Consider the following 21,188-nt stretch of genomic DNA (forward strand, 5'->3'; position numbering starts at 1 on the left):
GCCTGAAAAACTACAGGAACAGTTTGATAGCAAAGTGTAGTAACAAAACGACTATCCAAAACGTCTAATTGATAAAGGATGGGTGTTTTTTGAAAAGGAAATATATCTGCTTTTACTTCCTTATCTTTATATTTCTCTTCGTCACGGGTTGTGCAAAAAATGAAAAAGAAAGCAACGTTGCAAAAAAGAATGACACAGATACAGAGGTCATAAACGTAGTACAGGAATATTTTCAAAATCAGAATACGAACCAACATAGCTCAGTAAATGAATGGAAAAACGCATCGGTGAAAAAAATTATGGTAGATGAAACATTTAAAAATTTTGATCATTCATATATAGGAAAAGAAATATTTTTAGTGACAAAAGTAGATTCAGTTGCATCACCACTAGTATTTGTTGATATGGAAACATTTGAAGTCATAGCATTAATGCCAGGGGAATAATTTCTCTGTTTCAGGTTTCCTTCTTGAAATAACACATCAGTGAAGTTAATACAACGATTAATCTTTATTTTTTATGAAGGTAATTACACCAATGCTAAATACCAAAATACCGACTAACATCAATGAATATATAAATCCGTTAAGAATTGGTACATATTCTTCAGCTAAACTTTTGTTTCGATACACGATCTTAACTAAACTGTACCCTAATGGTGTACTAATCAGTATGACACTTATTCCTAAGATAAAATAAGTTACAGCTTGTTTATTCATAAATTCTCCCCTTAAGCTAGTATCGATATATGGACACAAGTTAGTTAAGTCCTCTCCTATAAAATAGAGAGGACGTTCCGAAATGAGACATAAGCGTTCTAATCAGGCTATTAAACTCTTTCTCTCTTTTAAAAGAATATGATTAAAACAACTTACGGATACCAGGACAGCTTAGTATCACTATCTAATGGTAGATCTTTAACTTCAACACTTAATGTATCAAACCATTTATTTAATATTTCGTCCTTGGCTAGCTTTGAGTACTCGTCGTCTTCCCATATTATATGTGAAAACCAAGCGCTAGTTTGCCATTCAAATTGCAGCTCCGCAAATGCAATGGTTGGGTGATTGGCCTGTATGAAGTTATCATTTACTGCTTTCACAACATCGGTTGCTTGAGGAAGCAGTTCGTTTTCAATTTTTTCTTTTATATCCTGATGCTCAAGCTGATGCCACATAACTAAACTTCCATCTACTTGATAAAAGATATCAAAAGAAGGTTGTTCCCCAAAATCGATGAGGACAAAAGCTCGTTCAACAGAATTGTTGGTTGCCTTAACCGTGTTCACAATAATATTTTGAGCCATTTCCACCCAATAATCCTTTGCTTCTTCTACAGGTGACTCAAGATAGAACTCGGATTCCAGTTCAGAAACAGCTACTTCTCCCTTATTAATATCTTCAACTTTTTTAAACAAGCGATTAAAAAAACCCATTTTTACACATCCTCAACAAGTTATTTTTTCCAAGGATTAGCTATATTATAGCTTTCATGATTTCGAGTATATTTATAAATTCTGTTCATTTCTTCCTAAGAAGCTTTCGATTTCTATTCTTCTACTCTACATGGGTCCACCCTCAAACCCAATTGGCCAACCATTTTCTTTGAATTTCACCTTATATTGATATTCATGCGGTTTTTCGCTATAAAAACCTATTGTAAAGCCGGTATAAAGCTGATCATCAAAATTAATTATTCTTCCAAAGGAAATCGTAGATAAATAATAGTCCTCCGATTGTTGAGTAGGAAAAAATTCTTTCAAGTAATTTAATGCACGATTAATATGCTGAGGAATATCTTTTAGTATTTTCTCGGCCATTTCTATACAGCTGACATAAGGCTTTTTATCATCACCTTGTATAAATATTTCTACCTCTTCCCACTCCCCTATATCCGCACGACAAAACCACTGCTTCGGTAGAAAGGTATCCTCTTCATTTTCAAGATTGTTGTTTGCTAAATTCAATTTCTCTGCTTCACTTTTGGTTAAAGGCTTCGATAGAATTAGCTGTTTCTCTAATATTTCTTTCGTGTATGTATTGTTGTTTGGATCAAAGGTACCCATTCGCACACCTCCAATTTCGTAACTTTTTATACCTATTTTAACATAAATATACTTATACTTTCAGAGTTCAACTAAAAGGAGCAACACCTATTTTGGTGCTGCTCCTTTTTCATTTATTTAATTCTTTTAGTTATTCTCTAAAAGTATTGTGGTTTTCTGCAAGGTTTGGGGTCATCTCCGCAAGGTTTTGACTCGTTTCCGCAAGGTTTAGAGTCATTTCTGCAAGGTTCTAACCCATCTCTGCAAGGTTCGCTATTCTCTGTAAGGTTCTAACCCATCTCTGCAAGATTTGGGGTCATCTCCGCAAGGTTATCAGCCTTTATCCTCGGAGCTCGGCTCCAGCTTGCTCAGCTAGTGCTTTTAGAACTTTGTTATGTGCATTGACTACTTCTTCATCCGTTAATGTACGCTCTGGATCGAAATACGTTAGAGAGAATGCAACTGATTTTTTGCCTGGTTCCATTTTTTCTCCTTCATATAAATCGAATAAATGTACACCCTTAAGCAATTTTCCACCTGATTGTTGGATAATTGCTTGTAGCTCTCCAGTAGCTTTTTCCTGATCCACTACTAATGCGATATCGCGAGTAATAGAAGGGAATTTAGAAACTGGTGAATAGTACAATGTTCCAGCATCTTTGTTTAATACCTTCATTAAATTCAGTTCGAATACATACGTATCCTTTAAGTCACGTGCTTTTTGTTCCGCCGGGTGTAATTGACCAATAATACCGATCTCTTCCCCTGCCAATTGGATAGTTGCAGTTCTTCCTGGATGCATTCCTTCTATTACAGCACGTTCAAAGGTTAACTCACTTGTATGGCCAAGTAGGTCCATTAAGCCTTCAACAATTCCTTTCAGAACAAAGAAATCTACTGCTTTTTTCTCCCCTTGCCAGCTATGCTCAACCCATTTACCAGCAATAACGCCTGCTAAATGCTCTTGCTCATGAGGTAATCCAGATGCTGTTTCTCCTAAGAAGACAGAACCAATTTCATACAATGCAACGGTATCTGCTTGACGAGCAGTATTATACGTTACAGCCTCTAGCAAATGGGGAATTAGGCTTTGACGTAGCGTGCTACGCTCCTCACTCATTGGCATTAACAGTTCCGTTACAGGAGCAGTTTCTAAAGCAAACTTTTGTGCTACTTCTTTAGAAGTTAATGAGTACGTAATTGCTTGGTAAAGTCCTGCGCCTTCCATAAAACCACGCACTTGGCGACGTTTTGCTTGGTAGGATGTTAAACCACCTGGTTTAGACTCTTCCACTGGTAATGTCATTGGAATTTCATCGTAACCATACATACGAGCGATTTCTTCCACGATGTCCTCAGGAATTTTAATATCCTGACGTCTAGTAGGTGCTTTAATATATAAATATCCATTAGCTGCTTGGAATTCAAATTTCAAACGGGACAAGATAGATGTCATATCCTCTAAAGATATCTTCATTCCTAAACGACTGTTAATGAAATCTGGAGAAACGATGACTTCAGCTGGAGATTTATCTAACTCGTCTACTACCACGGAACCAGCTAGTACTTCACCATTTGCAAGCTCTGCTAATAGGCTTGCTGCGCGCTCTGCTGCCATCATTACACGATTTGGATCCACACCTTTTTCAAAGCGAGCACTTGCATCACTACGTAGGTTATGGTCTTTCGATGTTTGACGTACAGATCCAGCTGCAAAGTAAGCTGACTCGATTACAACGGTTGTCGTACCTTCATGAACCTCTGAATTAGCCCCACCCATTACTCCAGCTATAGCAACCGGCTCTTTACCGTTAGTTATTACTAAATGATTAGATTTAAGTGTTCGTTCTTGGTCATCGAGTGTAACAATCTTTTCTCCTTCAGCTGCAAGGCGTACAACGATTTCCTTTGTCGCTAAACGGTCATAGTCAAATGCATGAAGTGGTTGACCAAACTCCATTAATACATAGTTAGTAATATCAACTACATTATTATGAGGACGAATTCCAGCAGCCATCAGACGATTCTGTAGCCATAATGGAGATTCTTTTACTTGTACGTTTTTAACTACCTTAGCAATATACAAAGGATTTTCTTCTATTGCAGCCACACGAAGCTTCAAATAGTCTTCTGCCTTTTCGTTGCTCTCTGTATAAGCAGCCTCCGGATATTTCATATCCTCTGAAAGAATAGCTCCTACTTCATAAGCAACTCCTAGCATACTTAGTGCATCCGAACGGTTTGGTGTTAATCCTAACTCTAGCACTACATCGTCCAAGCCTAATAAAGGAAGTGCACTTTCACCTGGTACAGCTGTTTCAGGAAGAACATAAATACCTTCTGCATACGCTTTAGATACGAGACGACCTTCAATACCTAGCTCTTGAAGAGAACAAATCATTCCATTAGATACTTCACCGCGTAGCTTCGCTTTTTTTATTTTAATGCCGCCTGGTAGTACAGCTCCAGGACGTGCAACGATTACTTTTTGACCAGCGTCAACATTCGGAGCACCACAAATAATTTGAGTGATTTCATCTCCTACATCCACCTGACAGATGTTTAGCTTATCTGCTTCTGGATGCTTCACTTTTTCCTTTACATATCCAACTACTACATTTGCCATGCCTAGAGAGCGATCAATCACTGCATCTACTTCTATTCCTGAGCGAGTAATTTTCTCACCTAAGTCTTTAGGGTCAAACCCTTGTGTGTTTACATATTCTGATAACCATTTCGTTGATACTAACATGTCATTTCCTCCTTACACTTCTGTTCGGTGGAATTGCGATAAGAAACGCACATCATTTGTATAGAAATGACGAATATCTTCCACTCCATATTTCAACATTGCAATACGCTCTGGTCCCATACCAAACGCAAAACCAGAAAGCTTTTTAGAATCATAGCCAGCCATCTCAAGAACATTAGGATGAACCATACCTGCTCCTAGAATTTCAATCCAACCTGTTTTCTTACATACGTTACAACCACTTCCTCCACATTTGAAGCAAGAGATATCCATCTCTACAGAAGGCTCTGTGAATGGGAAGAAGCTTGGACGCAGTCGAATTTCACGATCTTCTCCGAACATTTTCTTCGCGAATAAAGATAAAGTACCTTTTAAATCACTCATACGAATATTTTCACCGATGACTAAACCTTCGATTTGAGTGAATTGATGAGAATGGGTAGCATCATCATTATCACGACGATATACCTTACCAGGACAAATGATCTTAATTGGTTGCCCTTCTTTTGCTTCCATCGTGCGCGCTTGAACTGGAGAGGTATGCGTACGCAATAGAATATCCTCTGAAATATAGAAGGAATCCTGCATATCACGAGCTGGATGTCCTTTAGGTAAATTCAACGCTTCAAAATTGTAGTAATCCTTTTCTACCTCAGGACCCTCGGCAATTTCATAACCCATGCTTAAGAATAGATCTTCGATTTCCTCCACTACACGTGTGAGTGGATGATGATTACCTGTTTTCACTGGTCTTCCCGGTAATGTAACATCGATAGACTCTTTTGCAAGCTGTTCTTGAATCGCTTGTTCTTGAAGTAATGTCATACGTGCTTCTAAAACGGCAGTTACTTCTTCACGCACTACATTCACAAGTGCTCCCATTTTTGGACGTTCTTCAGCTGGGAGTTTACCCATACCCTTTAATAAATCTGTGATCGGTCCTTTTTTTCCTAAATACGCTACTCTCACATCATTTAATTCTTTTGTGTTTTGTGATGCTTCAATTTTTTGTAATGCTTCTTCTTTTAACTGTTGAAGTTGTGCTTCCATTTGAAAAATCCCTCCTAATTGACAAAATAAAAAATCCCCGCCCCTATAAAAGGGACGAGGACTAATTTCGCGGTACCACCCTGATTATTGCACAACAAAACGTGCAATCACTCAATTCGAATAACGGCTCTACACCGGCACACCTTTACAGTAAATACTGGTCCCGGTGGCAGCTAACGGGGTGAACTTCTATATGAATTCTCCATTTACGCTTCCAGTCTAGGCGCAAAATCCCTACATTCGAATAATCATATATACTTTTCCCGATGACAGCTTTTCTTATTTATCAAATTATTATCTATTATACGGACTTTTAAACATTTCATCAAGGGTATTTATCTCAATGTAAGCCCATAAAGAAGAATTCCTGTTGCGACTGCGACATTTAAAGATTCCGCTTGGCCCAATAAAGGAACAATAATATTTTGGTCCGTTTGATCTAAAAGACTTGCTTGTATGCCACTACCTTCGTTTCCTACTATTAATGCAAACGCGTCACTTTTCTCTACTTCATGAAACGGCGTTGAATTTTCAAATGCCGTTCCATATACTTTTACATTTTTCTTTTTGAGCTGATCGACCCAATAGCTCAAGTCACCTTTTAAAATAGGTATGTGGAAATGAGAGCCTTGAGCAGAGCGAAGCGTTTTAGAATTGTACGCATCAGCTGATCCCTTTCCAAGAATAACAGCGTCTATCCCTGCAGCATCAGCCGTACGAATCATCGTTCCAATATTCCCTGGGTCTTGAACCGCATCGATCAATAAAAATTTACTCCAATTTTCTTGTTCATCTGCTTTAGCTGCACTTTGTTTACAATGTGCAAAAATGCCTTGTGTATGCTCTGTTTCAGCAAGCTCTTTTTTAATAACATCATTAATTTCTACTATTTCTAGATTGTCTACGTCCCAACTGGCAGGAATTTCACTTGTATCGCTTAACATGATAGTTAAGACAAGTTCTTTTTGTTTGATTGCTTCTTCTACTAAATGATAGCCTTCAATGATAAATTCACCAGTTTTATCTCTTTCTTTTCGAACACTGAGTAATTTTTTCCAATGCTTTACTAAGGAGTTTTGAGGAGATTCGATTCGTTTCATATTATGTACCGCCTTTTTCTAAAGTGCTGTAAAACTAAAGTTTTAGCATCTTTTCATTGTAAAAAATTATATCACGTTCTTTCGGTAGTTCATATTTATCTTCTATCAATTAAACAAAATTATGTATACCTGAAGAAACATGGGGAAAGATAAAGACAAGGAGTGATGAAAATGGATTTTCAAATTCGAGAAGCAATAGCAGCTAACCTAAAGGGTAATTCAGCTACTGATATTAAAGAAGTGGTAGAAGATGCGATTAACCGAGGAGAAGAACATTTATTACCTGGTCTTGGTGTAATCTTTGAAAAATGGTGGAAATCGGCTGATGAATCCAGCAAACAAGCAATGCTCAATAATGTTTCTACTGCATTTGCTCAATAAGTATTAGCTAGTGGAGACCGTACATACTACGGTCTCTTTATTAGTTCGATTTTAGTGCCATGGCCAGAGCCTGGTAAGCGTGTGTCTAGGACATCATACCAGACTTTCACCTTGTCCCCGACCTCTATATCCGATAGTTTTTCATCAAACCCAAAGGATGAAGATTGTATAGATTTAGATGTAACTTCCTCCTTTGTTAAAATTCTATCTATTCCTGGTTGCTCTTCATAAATAAAAACATGAGCATCAGAGACCTCTGCTACTATACCCTCCATTATAAATCGCTCTTCCTGACTTTCTTCATTACAACCCCATAAACTAACAACGGATACCAGTATTATAAGAAACCCCAAATATCGAATCATTGGTTAACCTCCCAGCATTATTCATACTCTTCTAGAATTTCTACAACTTCAATTTTTCCATCCACTAACATCTCTGGTAATCCACTATTTACATTTCCTTGCCAATACTCTCTTGCCTGTTCTATTTTCTTTGCAAAAGGTACACCATCTTCCTTTGGCAAATGGCTTGCATCTCCCTCAAAAGTTTTACCATCAACTCGAAGCTTAACAAGCTGCAAGACCTGCCGATTATAGGAATTAAATAAGTCTACCCATTTGAGTGCATCCTCTAAGCTTTTTGTAGCATATAGACAGGATAATCTAGATGGGTAATTCGGATATTCCTCTAATCTAACCATTTCTACTATCGTTTCGCGGATTGCTCTAGTCGTTTGATCCAAATATTTAAGACCAACCTCTGCTTCCTCTTTAGTTAAGTTAACCCCTTCATTTGTATATTGGTTTTGAAAAATTTGAACAAAGTCTTCTCCCTTGGAATTTAATTGTTCTTTTTCGAAAAAGAAGTGGTATAACGTATTCTTTTGATTCTCACTAAAATCAATTATCTGTCCCACCCTCATCTTGTTTCTTGTAACAATATGATAAACAACTAGTTCATTCTCCGTCATTTTTTTCTCCTTTTATTAATAAAATAGAAAATAAAATATTTCAATTCACTAAACTACTAAATTATTTTATTTATTAGATAATTTGTTCTTGATTTATATAATATACTGTATATAATTACTCTATGAGTTTGAATAATTAGAAAAATCATAAAAGTTATACATCTAAATTATAGCAAAGAGGCGAAGCGAATGAAGATTTTAATGGAAAATATTGTGGAAGCATTGGAAGAACACCTAGAACAAGATCAGATTTCCACCAACCAAACTATCCGAGAATTACATGGAAAAGATGAATCCTACCATTCTATTAGCTTGCCAGACATTGTCGTTTTCCCTAAAAATTCGGCAGATGTCAGCAATATCATGAAGACTGCTAATAAACTTGGAGTTCCCGTCGTACCGTTTGGACGTGGCACGAGTTTAGAAGGGCATGTTATTCCCTATGATAATGGAATAACTATCGATTTTTCTTTAATGGATAAAATATTAGAAATAAGAGAACAGGATTTACTTGTGGTAGTGCAGCCAGGTGTAACGAGAACACAGCTGAACATGGAGTTAAAAAAGTATGGTTTATTCTTTTCAGTTGACCCCGGTGCTGATGCTACTCTCGGTGGAATGGCCGCAACAAATGCCAGCGGGACTACAACTGTGAAGTACGGCGTTATGAGAGACCAAGTTCGAGACCTAGAAGTAGTGCTTGCGGATGGAACAATCATACATACAGGAAACTTGGCAGCTAAATCTGCCTCTGGATTTCACTTGAATGGGTTGTTTGTTGGTTCAGAAGGTACATTAGGCTGTTTTACAGAACTGACTTTAAAAGTGTACGGCATCCCAGAATTCACGACAGCTGCTAGAGCAACATTCCCTACTGTCAAACATGCAGTAGAGGCAGTAACCTCCATTTTACAGGCAGGTATACCGATTGCTCGCGTAGAGCTAGTAGATGAAAGCTCTATTCGTCAGGTAAATCAATTTAGTGAAACTAACTACGCTGAAAAGCCAACTCTATTCTTAGAATTCCATGGCAATGAAGCTGGACTTGCTCAAGATGTAGAATTTACTCAAGAAATTGTGAAAGACCATGGCAGTGAGGATATTCAATTTGAAACAGATAACGCTGCTCGAAACAAACTTTGGGACGCAAGACATAATCTAGCCTATGCTTACATTCATGGAAACGTAGGAAAGAAGCTCATGGTGACCGATGTTTGTGTTCCTATTTCCGAGCTAGCTGACGCTGTCATATTTGCACGTAAGGAACTTGATGCTATTGGGTTAATAGGAGGTCTTACAGGTCATGTCGGTGATGGAAATTTCCATGCCCTTATCATGATTGATATGAACGATTCGGAAGAAATACAGAAGGCAGTGACCTATAACGAAAAAATCGTACGATACGCTCTGGAACGAAAAGGTACTTGTACAGGCGAGCACGGGGTAGGTGTCGGGAAGCAAAAATACCAGGCAGCTGAACATGGGGAGGCACTTCAAGTTATGGAAAAGATTAAAGTTGCTTTAGATCCCAACAATATTTTAAATCCAAACAAAATTGTAAAACTTGAAAGAGAAGGTGAGTAATATGAAAACATTAGAGAAAATCAGTAGCTTTGCTGGAAAGTATTTTGCTTTCCTAGTTATCTTAATTGCAGTAGTTGCTTTCTTAATACCAGAGGCATTCTTACCTTTTCGTAGTTATATAACTTTATTACTTGGAGTAGTTATGTTTGGGATGGGGCTTACGCTTAAAGCAGTTGATTTCAAACTGATTATTACTAATCCTAAACCAGTAATTATCGGTGTAGCAGCACAATTCCTCGTAATGCCTTTAACCGCATTTGCTATTGCGTACATTCTACAGCTGCCTAATGAGTTAGCAGCTGGCCTAGTTCTACTTGGCTCCGTACCCGGTGGAACTGCATCCAATGTAATGGTTTACTTAGCGAAGGGGAATGTACCACTTTCTATTACGATGACCTCCTTCTCGACTCTAATGGCTCCATTAATGACGCCAGTTTTACTCCTATGGCTAGCAGGGCAATGGATGCCGGTAAATGCCATGGATATGTTTATGTCCATTGTACAAGTGATTATTGTTCCAATCGTTCTTGGTTTACTTATTAAAAAGTTATTACCAACTGCTGTAGAAAAAAGCGCAAATGTTGTACCATTAATCTCTGTATTAGCTATTATCATCATTGTTTCAGCTGTAGTAGCAGGTAATGTAAATAACATCGCTTCTGCAGGACTTTTAGTTTTTGTGGGAGTATTCCTTCATAATGGTGCTGGCCTATTGCTTGGCTATTACACCGCAAAGATGATGAAGCTTTCCAAATCGGACTGCCGTGCCATTTCAATTGAGGTTGGTATGCAAAATTCAGGCTTAGGCGTTGCACTTGCAACTGCCCATTTAGGACCGTTAGCTGCACTTCCTAGTGCCTTAGGAGCCGTTTGGCACAATATCTCAGGTCCAATTATAGCAACTATTTGGTCAAAGAGTGCTGGAAATGAGGAAGAAGAAATAGAAGCTATCCCGTTAGAAGGTAAGCCTTCACAGGTTTAAATTTAAATAGGAATGGTAGTGTATTAATCCACTACCATTCCTATTTTTGTTTATCCGTTACTCATAAATTATTTTTCTGGTACCTGTAATTCCAATTCTTCATACATAATAGGCTTAGAATATTGGAAGGTAGCTAAGTTTACTCTTTCAATTTCACTTGCCTTGAATACTTGCTTAAAGCTATTGTCTTCTATTCTCTTTGCAAACGGAGCTTCCTCGAGCATTAAATTATTCCCGTGTTCATCCTCTAACCATATCGGATTTCTAGTAAGTCTATTATCGTAAAGTGATTCGCTGTTAACGTCAAAATATACAATAATTTGCTCTTCATTTGACTGAATCTCTGTAACGGTAATATCCCCGAAATCTCCTTGACTTAACTTAAGAGGATAGCTCTGTCCTTCAAGAGGAATCATCACTTTTTCTAAGGGAATATGGTCCTCTAGCTTATAAGGAATAACTCTAACCTTTTTAGTTCCTTCTTTTAGTGGACTAAAGAGATATCCAACTGTTGTTTCAACCACACCACTTTCCGTATCACCATGTGCATCTTTTCCTAATAGATCAAGTACATTTCCATGATCATCTACTAGAAAAAATTCTAAGTCATATGGCTCTAAATTCATTTCTTCCTCTTTGGAAGTTATTTGAACAGCTAAATCTGTTCCTGCTGGACCTATTTTCAATGAGTTAATTTTCACTTTCATTTCTTCAATCATTTGAGCCTCTTCTAGACGTACTACCATCACCTGATTCGACTGTTTGACATGAAATTGGAAATTCCAATTACCCGGTATCAGTCCAATAGCGTCTATCCTCATGTTTAGCTCGAATTCTTCTGGGAGCTCCTCAGTTGGATTGATCTCCACCATCCCCTTATACTTTTGTGGTGTTATAAATTCTCCTGAATAGCTAGAACTGAAATTGATTTCTCTTCCATTTATCTCGATTGTTGGTCTTTCTAACTCGCCAATTGCCAACAATGATTCTTGTGTGTAACCGAAAACAAGTCTTGTTCCGTCATAAAACATTTCATTGATAGTTAAAGTAATACCACTATCCTTGGAAGATTGGTCGATTATCTGTGTTAATCCTTTTTGCCCAGCTATTTGTAAACCTTCATCTTGTACATCATTAAAAAATGTACCAATAAGTGGAACGTGTGAAGCTATTTTAGCCATTGCAGGAGAAACACTAGCCGATCCAACAAAAATAAATAACGCGACAGCGGCTGCAACTGCTGTATAGGACACTATTTTGAGTTTAGATTTTTTCTTCTTTATCGAAGGAGCAACGTTTTTTATGATTTTATCTAGCTTCTCCAGTGGCACTTGTATATTATCCATTTCCTTTTTTAAATCTGGCCATTGCTTACTCATTTATACAATCCTCCTTTATTGTTTTTCTTAAGAGAATTAGTCCTCTGTGGATGTTTGTTTTAACTGTCCCCTCTGGACATTCCAAAATTTCGGCTATTTGCTTAATGGCATAATCCTGATAATACCGTAAGACTAATACCGACTTATATTTTTCGTCTAGCTCCATAACAGCCTCTAACAAGTCGATTTCTTTTTCAGGTGTTATGTAAGGCTTTACTTTATTTTCAAGTAAGTCTCTGTCCATGGGCACTACCCTATTCTTCTTTTTTATATGATCTAAGGCAGTATTTATAAGTATGCGAGCCAACCACGTTGAAAAATATCGCTCTTCCTTTAAATTTTTGATGGAAATCAACGCTCTATAAACGGTTTCCTGAAAAACCTCTAATGCATCCTCTTCATTTTTTACATACATAAATGCTATTTTATATAGCTTTACCTTCTCCTTTTCCATGAGATCCTGGAATGCTTTATGGTTCCCTTTCATAGCTTTTTGTACTTTCTTCACATCCGACAACTGAGTACCCCCTTTCGTTCTATATGTTAGATAAACGAGATATGTAAAACGTTTCATTTTTTTATGTATTAAGTAATTGAAGCATAATGCGTTTTACAAATTTAACCTAAACATTTTCTATGTATTGATTGTAAGTGGCGGGCGGCGACACAAGTCGGGACGAGTGAGACAGATAAGACATTCATAACCGCGCTTGTTGTGCTGTGGATGATGGCTTATCGCTCACCCCGCGGAAATCAATTTTCACCTCTATTCTTAAAGTATATAAGTGCCTTTACTCTCTTTTTATCGTACGTGTTTATCCTCTTATAAGAATAAAATAGAATTCACCTACCAGTGAGATATAATTCTGCAGGTAAAGATACTAATTTTCAATAGATTAGAGGAGTTACTGCTGTAGTAAGATTGGAGTTGAGAAAGAAGATATATCTATATTGACGTATATTGGGGAATGGTTGTACATGACTGAGGTTTTTATCTCTTGCTCAAATAAAATAAAAAGCGATCCCAGCGTCTCCCGGAATCGCTTTTCCTATGTAGCGATGAAGTCATCCTTCTAGATAAGCAACATCGCATATATATAAACTGTAGGACACACCCTGTCGTTACAGCTTATTCAAAAATTTTTAAGCCATCAAAGAAGCAAGTACAGCTTTTTGTGCATGCAAGCGATTTTCTGCCTGCTGGAATATATATGAGTTAGGTCCATCTATTACTGAGCTAGAAACTTCTTCTTCTCGATGAGCCGGAAGACAATGAAGGAACATATAATCTGCTTTCGCATTGGCTACTAGCTTGTCATTAATTTGATAATCCTTAAATTCCTCCAAACGCTTAACAGCTTCCTCCTCCTGCCCCATGGAAGTCCAAACATCTGTATAAACTACATCTGCATTCACCGCAGCTTCTAGTGGATCATTAGAAACAAACAAGGAACCTTCGTTTGCAAGAGCGATTGCCTTTGCCTTTGCCATAATCTCTTCATTTGGCTCATAGCCAACTGGAGTTGCTACAGCAATGTGCATTCCCATGTATGCAGCAGCAATCACTAAGGAATGTGCAACATTGTTACCATCACCAATAAAAGCTAGTTTCAGACCTTTCGTATGACCTTTCACTTCTTGTACTGTTAATATATCTGCTAATGCCTGACATGGATGGTAGAGGTCTGTTAGGCCGTTTATAACAGGTATACTTGCATGCTCCGCAAGCTCTTTAACCATAGCGTGTGAATTAGCACGAATCATAATACCATCTAGATAACCCGAGAGGACATGTGCTGTATCATAGACAGATTCTCCTCGACCAATCTGCAAATCTCTAGCGTTCATGAACATACCATTTCCGCCTAGCTGCTTCATCCCCACCTCAAACGAAATCCTTGTACGTGTAGAGTGCTTTTCAAATATCATTCCTAATGTCTTCCCTTCTAACAATGGAGGACATTTACCAGCCTTCGTTAAAGACTTTAAGTTTGTTGCCAGTTCTAGTAATTCAGTCACTTCTTCCTTAGAGTAATCCAAAAGTGTTAAAAGATCCTTTCCTTTTAAACTATCAACTAATTTAAGATTTACCCACTCCAATAATTTCATACTCATAATCCCCTTTACCCGTATCTTCTGTAATTGTTATTATAAGTATGAATATTTATAAAGTCAAGCGAATTTATATACATTTTTTATACATAAAAAAACTAATGAGGAATACTGCTGTATTCTTCATTAGTTTTGTTTAATTAGTTAAAAGTTATATTGTTTACTGTATCACGATCAAGCTTTTTGATAACTTCAACAATCAATTTAACTGTATTTTCATAATCATCTCTATGCAGAATTCCTGCATGCGAATGAATATAACGAGTAGCGACACCGATTGACAAGCAAGGTACACCATTTAAGGAAATATGCATAGACCCTGCATCTGTTCCTCCACCAGCAATTGTTTCAAATTGATAAGGAATATTGTTTGCTTCCGCAGTATCCACTACAAAATCACGTAATCCTTTATGAGATACCATAGAAGCATCAAATAGGACGATTTGAGGACCGTCTCCCATTTTACTAGATGATTCTTTTGGAGTGATTCCTGGAGTATCACCAGCAATACCCACATCAACTGCAAAGCCGATATCAGGGTTAATTTTTGCTGTAGAGGTTTTAGCTCCGCGAAGACCTACTTCTTCTTGAACATTCCCGACACCATATACGATATTTGGATGATCTTGGCCTTGTAAATTTTTCAATACATCTATTGCAATAGCACAACCAATGCGATTATCCCAAGCTTTTGCAAGTAGAAGTTTATCGTTGTTCATTACAGTGAATTCAAAGTATGGAACGACCATATCGCCTGGTAATACTCCCCATGACATAGCTTCTTCTTTAGAGGAAGCACCAATATCTATAAACATTTCTTTAATATCGACAGGCTTTTTACGTGCTTCTGGGCTAAGAATATGTGGTGGTTTAGAACCGATAACACCTGTAATAGTTTCGCCCTTACGAGTAACAATCGTTACACGTTGAGCTAGCATTACTTGTGACCACCAGCCTCCCACTGTCTGAAAACTCAAGAATCCCTTGTCATCAATTTTGGAAATCATAAAACCAACTTCGTCTAAGTGACCTGCAACCATGATTTTAGGTCCGTTAGCATCTCCCACTTTTTCAGCGATTAAGCTACCAAGGTTGTCATATTCAATTTTGTCTGCATAAGGGGCAATATATTTTTCCATTACTTTACGCGGTTCACGCTCGTTACCGGGAATCCCTTTTGCATCCGTAAGTTCTTTAAGCATTGTTAATGTTTCATCTAATTTTGTCATTATTTCGCCCTCCTAAATATACTCACCAATTAATTATATGATAAATTGAATGCTTATTCAAAATATATTTTTAAAATTCTAAAGATACATAAATACATCTGAATTAATCGGCACCGGCGCCGCCACCACTATCACCACTGCCACCTCCATGGCTTCCACCACTATCTGAATATGTAGTGGAGCCTCCAGAAGAACCATCTCCAGAAAATAGAAACCCTTTTGTCCATCTCCATGAATCCTCTACATATTTCATAGGGTCTGTGTCTGTTAACAGTAATCCAGCCAATAGGGTAGCACCCGCTGTTTCTAGTGGATAAGACTGGCGACTTCGTTTAAACAAATAGGCTCGAATGATCCACTTATCTTCCTTGTGCAATACAGTATGATTTTGTTTGCTTAGTGCTTTTCTAAAAGTCCTTATAGAATCCTTAGCTCTGACTGCGTTCATCGATAAAATGTTCCTTGGTACAGTAAAATATAAAACAATGAAAGCAAGCAACAAATCATACGTTTGATTAAGTAATGCTTCATCTACTAAATTTACGCTAGCAAAAAACATGAAACCTATATATAAGAATAAAAATCGTTTTGATTTTTTCTTCCACCATAGTATTCCGATATATATAAGAGACACTGCTATAATGCATACAATTCCCCAGATGCTTCTTAAGTCTGCATAATATGCAATAGAAAATAGTATAGCCAATATAATGGTCGCTATACTTAAAATCCCAAGTGGAATACGGTTATTAAAAGCACCAGCCTCAATCATCTCTGATTCAACTGCTAACTCCCATTGCTTCTGCTTTTCTTTAAATATTTTTTTCCGCTGAGCAAAATAGCCTTTTTGCCTTTTCTCATCTCTTGCTGCTCCTGCGACATCGTGTAAGTTAAACGTCCATTTGTTAGATCCATTTTTTACTCCGAATAGCCAATCTATCATTGTATTTTCGAAATCTGCATTCCCTAGACTTCGATTGACCAGCTGAAACTCTAATGTCTCTCTAGGAGCCTTTGGATCATTTTGAAAACGAACTGCCGCTTTTCCTTTGCTTACCTTTACTGCTCCTTTTTCCACTAATGAAAATAATCCTGCCAAAAAGCTTTTTTTATGAGTCTTGCCGATTTGATCAACAAAAAACATATATAAAGCATCCGTCTCTATCACATCTTTTTCAGAGCCAATCCTCCATAAATGTCTCTGTGGTAATAAAACAATTAATAAGACAGCAACAATAAGCATTCCCATCATAAATTTTGGGATGAGATTCTTTACCATTTCATTTTTATCTAAACGACTCTGCATCTTATCAAATTGTTTTTGCTCTAAAGCAATGGCTCCACTTAAAGTTTGTGCTGACTTAATCTTCGGCATTGTCGTCATTACGGAAGAAGGAAAATAGAAACTAGTCTCAGTAGTAGAATACGCCTCCGATTTAGGAGTCACAAATCGAATACCATATTGGTTTTTTTCTCGTTTTCCCGCATGTCGATCAAACATAAATCCCTCGAAAGTATCAGGATTTAGTGGTTGCGGAAGTATAAAATCGATTGTCACATTTTCGTAAGCTTGATCATGTGCATCCCCGCTAAAGTATGTCACCTTTAACTCACTGTAATTGTCATATGTCTTAACAGCATTCTTTAAAGTATAAGCATAGAAGTATGACACCTTCTCATTAGTCTTCTTGATGTTTGTGCGAAAATGGCCTTCCTCATAGGAGACAGTTAATGGAATCATCGATTCTGCTCCCACAAAGCCTGGCTCCATGTCTAAGCTAGTAAGCTCATAGGAATAAAAATCTACTACCTGCCCATTGTATGTATCAGGAAATTCTCTATAAAGGTTATGAAAGGTACCATCAAAAGTATAGGTAAATACCTCATTAACTAGTAAGTCACCATTGGGTTGAATCCATGACTTTATATGTACTTTATCAATACTATAAGTTTTAGCTTCTCCGATGGAATGAAAGGATAGGAAAACTAAAAAGAAAACTAGGTAGGAAACAATCGATTTTTTCATGTGACACCCCCATACCAAATTTATATATATGTATCGTACGAACAAGAGATTATTAAGTTTCATTTTTGTCATTTAATCCGAAGATGGATGGTTTGTGTATTATATTTTTCAATCTATTTAAAAGGATTATTACCAATTTAATAGAATAAAGTCATAGAACAACATTAGTGCAATAGAACTGCTAGAGGGGTGAGCGAATTGAATAGAAAGAAAAAGTTATTAGTCAGAATCTCCATAGGTTTAAATATTTTTCTTATCTCACTTGTAGCTTGAGCAATGGTTACTATGAACTTTGTTAATGAGCAAGTTCTTCTTACAGAAGTACAATATAATTTGGTCGAGCTGGACGGTTTAATAGGCTACCAAATCGATGAAAGCTGGTCTGAGCCCAACATGGTTACAATTGAATTAAGTGAGGTATTGAATGGTCTTTGGCTTAGTATTACTACTGGAGAACAATTAGGAACCCTATCTAAGAGTGATAAGGAAATTCTTCAAAAATTGTATTCCAGATTAAGTCAATATCCAAAACATGAATTATATCATTTCGGAGATCTTACTGATGAAGATAAAAAGAATTTTGAAGACCTAAGGGAGGCACTTCGAGAAGTAGGAATAGGATTAAATATTGCTATGAGTGATATGGATTCTTTTATGATAAAAGCAGAGAAATTAGTAGGCAAAATTAATTCTCCAATAAATTAGAACTTCTAGCTCGGTTGCCCTTTCAATGAATAGTTATAAACTGAACAAAAACTTGTATTTAGACTTATGAGGTGACTTAGTAAACAACAAAGTAAAAGGAGCATGACAAATTTGTCTCAAGCTCCTTTTTAATGTGTACTTTTAACATGACTATCTTTAATTCAGTATACTCGCTTATTTACCCGACGAACCAAAGCCCCCTCTTCCTCTATCAGAATCGGTTAAGCTTTCCGTTTGCTCGATTTTCACTTGTAAAACTGGAGCTATAATCATTTGAGCGATCCTCATATGTTTTTCTACTGTAAAGTCTTCTAAACCATGGTTTATTAATATGACTCTAACCTCACCTCTGTAGCCCTCATCTATCGTTCCAGGACTATTTAAAACGGTGATGGAATGTTTTAACGCCAAACCACTTCTGGGTCTAACCTGTGCCTCTGTTCCTTTTGGTAGTTCCATCTCAATTCCTGTTCTTATTAATGCTGATTTCCCAGCTTGTATTACCTTTTCTTCAATTGAATACAAATCCATTCCTGCATCGCCTTCATTTGCTCGGTTCGGTAGCTTTGCATCTTCATGAATTAATTTTACTTTTAACGTTTGTTCCATTTCAATCCTTCTTTCCTTTGTATAGATTTATATGTATTGTGAAAAAATATATTTATTTTCTTTCAAAAAAAAATAAATTATTTTGAAACCAAACTACTTCTTCTATCGTATAGCAGGTATCATGTATTTTACAAGGAGGACATTTTAATGGTCCATATTATACGATTACTAATAATTATACTTATTATATATGTATTCTATAGAATATTACGCTATTTATTTGATCCGAGGCGAAAGTTGGACGAAGCAAATGAAAAAGAACAATATTATTTCTATGACGATATAAAAAATGTACGCAAAAATTTCTTTATTACTTATAAAGGTGCTATGTTTGAGGGCGAAAAATATCTTGGTACTACTGATCAGGCTTTCGAGGTAGTATCTATTTTCATTTGGATTAAAGATCCTTCTAAACTACAGGGATTCACAAAAGAGGACTTCCACTTCCTTCAAAACGAAATACGGATGAATTACCCGAACGCTAAAATAAATTGGAAGAGTCCAATTGAGCAGCTGATGAAGGAACAGGATTAAAAGCATTTATCACTTTTGAAATAATGTCGGTAGATTAAGTAATCAGGACTAAACTATCTTGTAAAAAAATAACTCGACTTTGCTGGTTGCTATCAATCAACAAAGTCGAGTTATTTTAGAGTCAAATCAAAAATTATATAATGTCGTAATCGCAAAATAAACTAAGATTCCCAGGATAAATATACCTGCCAATTTCTTAATAGATAATCCCCCTTTTAATCACCAACAACAGTTAAGCTAATCGGACAATTTCTGGAATGACGGCTTCAACGTCTTCGATATTCTTAATAACGTATAAATAATCCGCTTCCTCTTCAGATGGATCAGTAACGTCTTCTCCATTTTGACGCATCAAGACTTCCTCAAAATTTAAGGCAGTCCTTAATATAGAAGTGCTTCTCTCACTAGTCTTGATCCTTTCTAATAATACCTCTTCCGGTATATCAAAGTTCACGACAATTGTCGTAAAGCCAAGACTCTTATAATACTCTAAAAATCTTACTCTACCACCAATGCCTCTATTAGAGTTACATAAAATTAGATGGCAATCAGTTTCATTTAGTGCATAATCAACAATCATTTGGGTTAGTCCGTACTTTAACTTATTGCTTGCAGTCTTAGGTAATAAGCTTTTGTAATGAGTATTTAGAAATTCCGCGTGATTGTCCTGATCAATCACTACTGAGTTTGGTAACTGCAGTTCTAACGCCTTAGCAAATGTAGTTTTTCCACTATGTGTTTTTCCAACGGTCATTATAACAATTCTTTTTTTCATATAATTGACTCTTTATCTAATGAGATAAATAAGTTCTCGACGTTAAAATATGTACTAAGAGGCTCTTTTCTCCCTGCTTCATGCCATTGATTGTATCGTTTAAAGACTTCCAAAGGATTATTATTCGCTTGTTCTTCCACCAGGTATTTGATGGTTAAAAAGCTTCTACAATAATCAAACATGATATTAGTTAAATCATGAACATAAGAGTTAGACCCAAACTCATCTATACTTCTATTTCCATGCTGTTCGTTAAAATGAGCAACTATTGCACGTTCTACTTTCGAGATTATTTCAAACGCTTCAGTGGTCATTAAATTTTTTCTAGAAATATAGTCACACATTCCTTCTTCAAACCAAATACTTTCCCTTTCTTCATCAAACTCATCTGGGAATAAATCAATATGATGAACCATTTCATGGCCAGCTATTGTCAGAATATGCTCTTCTTTGAAATTGCGGTAGAAATCCTTTATATACTCATTTTCCACGTTCCCATATATATTCATAAAAAAATTTCGCCATTCCATAATATCAGGGGTCATATAGACTAAGTGTCGATTTGTATACGCTGGTATGGGAACATCTGAAAAGACACTGGTTGCTATGTCCCCCGGAGTCCAAATAAATCCTCTCGGAGAATCATTCAATTCATATCCTTTTTCTAATAATGCTTTAAATTCATTCAGTTTAACTTTAAAGGATTCTATGATTTCTAGATATTTGACTGCTTCATATGGCGTTTCAAATGCATAAATATGCTTCATTTCATCAATCACTCCATTTTATTTTAATTGAATCAATCATTAATATGATTTAAATAAGAAAGTAGAATTGATTTCAGCTATGGCGACGTCTTCTCTATCTCACTACTTGCGTTGCCGCTAATTGCTGCAATCTATAGATAAATTATATATTAATTTAATTAAAAATTCATATTTTTGTAAAAACCT

Annotated in this window: 22 protein-coding genes and 1 other annotated feature; of the genes, 6 read left to right on the plus strand and 16 right to left on the minus strand. The window is 36.6% G+C overall.

Translation table 11 applies throughout. The features are described from left to right. Positions 1-89 precede the first annotated feature (89 nt). Complete coding sequence (locus NSQ95_RS12190) at positions 90-446, plus strand: hypothetical protein (RefSeq protein ID WP_340883069.1); 357 nt, start codon at positions 90-92, stop codon at positions 444-446. A 57-nt stretch (positions 447-503) separates the two neighbouring features. Here the strand turns inward: NSQ95_RS12190 and NSQ95_RS12195 are convergent, their stop codons facing one another. The 6 genes from NSQ95_RS12195 to NSQ95_RS12220 form a co-directional block, all read right to left on the minus strand. Then, positions 504-719 (minus strand): glycosyl transferase, encoded by a 216-nt coding sequence (locus tag NSQ95_RS12195; protein ID WP_251553390.1) that lies wholly within the window; start codon positions 717-719, stop codon positions 504-506. Positions 720-871: 152 nt separating this feature from the next. Continuing rightward, positions 872-1,435 carry a hypothetical protein gene (locus tag NSQ95_RS12200; protein WP_340883068.1) on the minus strand — a complete coding sequence of 188 codons (564 nt, stop codon included), beginning with the start codon at positions 1,433-1,435 and terminating at the stop codon, positions 872-874. Between the two features lie 126 nt (positions 1,436-1,561). Beyond that, positions 1,562-2,065 (minus strand): hypothetical protein, encoded by a 504-nt coding sequence (locus NSQ95_RS12205; RefSeq protein ID WP_340883067.1) that lies wholly within the window; start codon positions 2,063-2,065, stop codon positions 1,562-1,564. Between the two features lie 319 nt (positions 2,066-2,384). Then, entirely contained in the window at positions 2,385-4,796 is a 2,412-nt protein-coding gene (gene pheT / locus NSQ95_RS12210; protein WP_342559706.1) for a phenylalanine--tRNA ligase subunit beta, read from the minus strand. A 12-nt stretch (positions 4,797-4,808) separates the two neighbouring features. Continuing rightward, entirely contained in the window at positions 4,809-5,846 is a 1,038-nt protein-coding gene (gene pheS / locus NSQ95_RS12215) for a phenylalanine--tRNA ligase subunit alpha (RefSeq protein ID WP_169360282.1), read from the minus strand. Positions 5,847-5,893: 47 nt separating this feature from the next. Beyond that, positions 5,894-6,126, minus strand: a binding site (T-box leader). 55 nt (positions 6,127-6,181) lie between these two features. Next, positions 6,182-6,946, minus strand: coding sequence for an RNA methyltransferase (locus tag NSQ95_RS12220; protein ID WP_340883065.1), 765 nt, complete (start codon positions 6,944-6,946; stop codon positions 6,182-6,184). Between the two features lie 171 nt (positions 6,947-7,117). Between NSQ95_RS12220 and sspI the strand changes: the two genes are divergently transcribed. Further along, complete coding sequence (gene sspI / locus NSQ95_RS12225; RefSeq protein WP_169360284.1) at positions 7,118-7,327, plus strand: small acid-soluble spore protein SspI; 210 nt, start codon at positions 7,118-7,120, stop codon at positions 7,325-7,327. 26 nt (positions 7,328-7,353) lie between these two features. Here sspI and NSQ95_RS12230 read toward each other — a convergent pair whose 3' ends face one another. Both NSQ95_RS12230 and NSQ95_RS12235 read right to left on the minus strand, forming a co-directional pair. Next, the gene (locus tag NSQ95_RS12230; RefSeq protein ID WP_342559707.1) at positions 7,354-7,692 is read right to left on the minus strand and encodes a DUF3221 domain-containing protein; all 339 of its coding nucleotides are present in this window, start codon (positions 7,690-7,692) and stop codon (positions 7,354-7,356) included. Positions 7,693-7,709: 17 nt separating this feature from the next. After that, on the minus strand, positions 7,710-8,300 hold the full coding sequence (locus tag NSQ95_RS12235) for a DUF2441 domain-containing protein (RefSeq protein ID WP_342559708.1): 591 nt from the start codon (positions 8,298-8,300) through the stop codon (positions 7,710-7,712). A 189-nt stretch (positions 8,301-8,489) separates the two neighbouring features. Between NSQ95_RS12235 and NSQ95_RS12240 the strand changes: the two genes are divergently transcribed. Both NSQ95_RS12240 and NSQ95_RS12245 read left to right on the plus strand, forming a co-directional pair. Beyond that, positions 8,490-9,884: an FAD-linked oxidase C-terminal domain-containing protein gene (locus tag NSQ95_RS12240; RefSeq protein WP_342559709.1), complete on the plus strand. Its 1,395-nt coding sequence runs from the start codon at positions 8,490-8,492 to the stop codon at positions 9,882-9,884. A gap of 1 nt (position 9,885) precedes the next feature. Continuing rightward, positions 9,886-10,866 carry a bile acid:sodium symporter family protein gene (locus tag NSQ95_RS12245; RefSeq protein ID WP_340883061.1) on the plus strand — a complete coding sequence of 327 codons (981 nt, stop codon included), beginning with the start codon at positions 9,886-9,888 and terminating at the stop codon, positions 10,864-10,866. A 68-nt stretch (positions 10,867-10,934) separates the two neighbouring features. Here NSQ95_RS12245 and NSQ95_RS12250 read toward each other — a convergent pair whose 3' ends face one another. The 5 genes from NSQ95_RS12250 to NSQ95_RS12270 form a co-directional block, all read right to left on the minus strand. Further along, on the minus strand, positions 10,935-12,245 hold the full coding sequence (locus NSQ95_RS12250) for a DUF4179 domain-containing protein (RefSeq protein ID WP_342559710.1): 1,311 nt from the start codon (positions 12,243-12,245) through the stop codon (positions 10,935-10,937). Then, positions 12,238-12,753, minus strand: coding sequence for a sigma-70 family RNA polymerase sigma factor (locus NSQ95_RS12255; protein WP_342560812.1), 516 nt, complete (start codon positions 12,751-12,753; stop codon positions 12,238-12,240). The genes NSQ95_RS12250 and NSQ95_RS12255 overlap by 8 nt, the downstream gene beginning before the upstream one ends. Before the next feature lie 635 nt (positions 12,754-13,388). Continuing rightward, positions 13,389-14,354: an ornithine carbamoyltransferase gene (gene argF, locus NSQ95_RS12260; protein ID WP_340883059.1), complete on the minus strand. Its 966-nt coding sequence runs from the start codon at positions 14,352-14,354 to the stop codon at positions 13,389-13,391. A 143-nt stretch (positions 14,355-14,497) separates the two neighbouring features. Further along, complete coding sequence (locus tag NSQ95_RS12265) at positions 14,498-15,586, minus strand: M42 family metallopeptidase (RefSeq protein ID WP_251553378.1); 1,089 nt, start codon at positions 15,584-15,586, stop codon at positions 14,498-14,500. 103 nt (positions 15,587-15,689) lie between these two features. Beyond that, entirely contained in the window at positions 15,690-17,612 is a 1,923-nt protein-coding gene (locus tag NSQ95_RS12270) for a DUF2207 domain-containing protein (protein WP_342559711.1), read from the minus strand. Positions 17,613-17,888: 276 nt separating this feature from the next. Here NSQ95_RS12270 and NSQ95_RS12275 point away from each other — a divergent pair, with 276 nt between their 5' ends. Continuing rightward, positions 17,889-18,317 (plus strand): hypothetical protein, encoded by a 429-nt coding sequence (locus NSQ95_RS12275; protein ID WP_342559712.1) that lies wholly within the window; start codon positions 17,889-17,891, stop codon positions 18,315-18,317. Positions 18,318-18,491: 174 nt separating this feature from the next. Here NSQ95_RS12275 and dut read toward each other — a convergent pair whose 3' ends face one another. After that, a complete protein-coding gene (gene dut, locus NSQ95_RS12280; protein WP_340883055.1) occupies positions 18,492-18,926 on the minus strand; it encodes a dUTP diphosphatase in 435 nt (144 codons plus the stop codon). A 147-nt stretch (positions 18,927-19,073) separates the two neighbouring features. On the opposite strand from dut, the gene NSQ95_RS12285 reads away from it, so the two are divergent. Next, on the plus strand, positions 19,074-19,460 hold the full coding sequence (locus tag NSQ95_RS12285) for a sigma-w pathway protein ysdB (protein ID WP_169360295.1): 387 nt from the start codon (positions 19,074-19,076) through the stop codon (positions 19,458-19,460). A 232-nt stretch (positions 19,461-19,692) separates the two neighbouring features. On the opposite strand, the gene NSQ95_RS12290 is transcribed toward NSQ95_RS12285, so the two are convergent. Together NSQ95_RS12290 and NSQ95_RS12295 are read right to left on the minus strand one after the other, a co-directional pair. Further along, entirely contained in the window at positions 19,693-20,235 is a 543-nt protein-coding gene (locus NSQ95_RS12290; protein WP_342559713.1) for an ATP-binding protein, read from the minus strand. Beyond that, entirely contained in the window at positions 20,232-21,002 is a 771-nt protein-coding gene (locus NSQ95_RS12295) for a hypothetical protein (protein ID WP_342559714.1), read from the minus strand. The genes NSQ95_RS12290 and NSQ95_RS12295 overlap by 4 nt, the downstream gene beginning before the upstream one ends. Positions 21,003-21,188: the final 186 nt, after the last annotated feature.

This window comes from Psychrobacillus sp. FSL W7-1457, from assembly GCF_038593405.1.
GTDB lineage: Bacteria > Bacillota > Bacilli > Bacillales_A > Planococcaceae > Psychrobacillus.

Bases quoted from the DNA above. Each gene is read 5' to 3' on its own strand.
- dut (WP_340883055.1), bottom strand. From the start codon at position 18,926: ATGGAACAAACGTTAAAAGTAAAATTAATTCATGAAGATGCAAAGCTA.
- argF (WP_340883059.1), bottom strand. From the start codon at position 14,354: ATGAAATTATTGGAGTGGGTAAATCTTAAATTAGTTGATAGTTTAAAA.
- NSQ95_RS12200 (WP_340883068.1), bottom strand. From the start codon at position 1,435: ATGGGTTTTTTTAATCGCTTGTTTAAAAAAGTTGAAGATATTAATAAG.
- NSQ95_RS12265 (WP_251553378.1), bottom strand. From the start codon at position 15,586: ATGACAAAATTAGATGAAACATTAACAATGCTTAAAGAACTTACGGAT.
- sspI (WP_169360284.1), top strand. From the start codon at position 7,118: ATGGATTTTCAAATTCGAGAAGCAATAGCAGCTAACCTAAAGGGTAAT.
- NSQ95_RS12295 (WP_342559714.1), bottom strand. From the start codon at position 21,002: ATGAAGCATATTTATGCATTTGAAACGCCATATGAAGCAGTCAAATAT.
- NSQ95_RS12290 (WP_342559713.1), bottom strand. From the start codon at position 20,235: ATGAAAAAAAGAATTGTTATAATGACCGTTGGAAAAACACATAGTGGA.
- pheS (WP_169360282.1), bottom strand. From the start codon at position 5,846: ATGGAAGCACAACTTCAACAGTTAAAAGAAGAAGCATTACAAAAAATT.
- NSQ95_RS12220 (WP_340883065.1), bottom strand. From the start codon at position 6,946: ATGAAACGAATCGAATCTCCTCAAAACTCCTTAGTAAAGCATTGGAAA.
- NSQ95_RS12285 (WP_169360295.1), top strand. From the start codon at position 19,074: ATGGTCCATATTATACGATTACTAATAATTATACTTATTATATATGTA.
- NSQ95_RS12235 (WP_342559708.1), bottom strand. From the start codon at position 8,300: ATGACGGAGAATGAACTAGTTGTTTATCATATTGTTACAAGAAACAAG.
- NSQ95_RS12275 (WP_342559712.1), top strand. From the start codon at position 17,889: ATGGTTACTATGAACTTTGTTAATGAGCAAGTTCTTCTTACAGAAGTA.
- NSQ95_RS12270 (WP_342559711.1), bottom strand. From the start codon at position 17,612: ATGAAAAAATCGATTGTTTCCTACCTAGTTTTCTTTTTAGTTTTCCTA.
- NSQ95_RS12195 (WP_251553390.1), bottom strand. From the start codon at position 719: ATGAATAAACAAGCTGTAACTTATTTTATCTTAGGAATAAGTGTCATA.
- NSQ95_RS12230 (WP_342559707.1), bottom strand. From the start codon at position 7,692: ATGATTCGATATTTGGGGTTTCTTATAATACTGGTATCCGTTGTTAGT.
- NSQ95_RS12205 (WP_340883067.1), bottom strand. From the start codon at position 2,065: ATGGGTACCTTTGATCCAAACAACAATACATACACGAAAGAAATATTA.
- pheT (WP_342559706.1), bottom strand. From the start codon at position 4,796: ATGTTAGTATCAACGAAATGGTTATCAGAATATGTAAACACACAAGGG.
- NSQ95_RS12240 (WP_342559709.1), top strand. From the start codon at position 8,490: ATGAAGATTTTAATGGAAAATATTGTGGAAGCATTGGAAGAACACCTA.
- NSQ95_RS12250 (WP_342559710.1), bottom strand. From the start codon at position 12,245: ATGAGTAAGCAATGGCCAGATTTAAAAAAGGAAATGGATAATATACAA.
- NSQ95_RS12245 (WP_340883061.1), top strand. From the start codon at position 9,886: ATGAAAACATTAGAGAAAATCAGTAGCTTTGCTGGAAAGTATTTTGCT.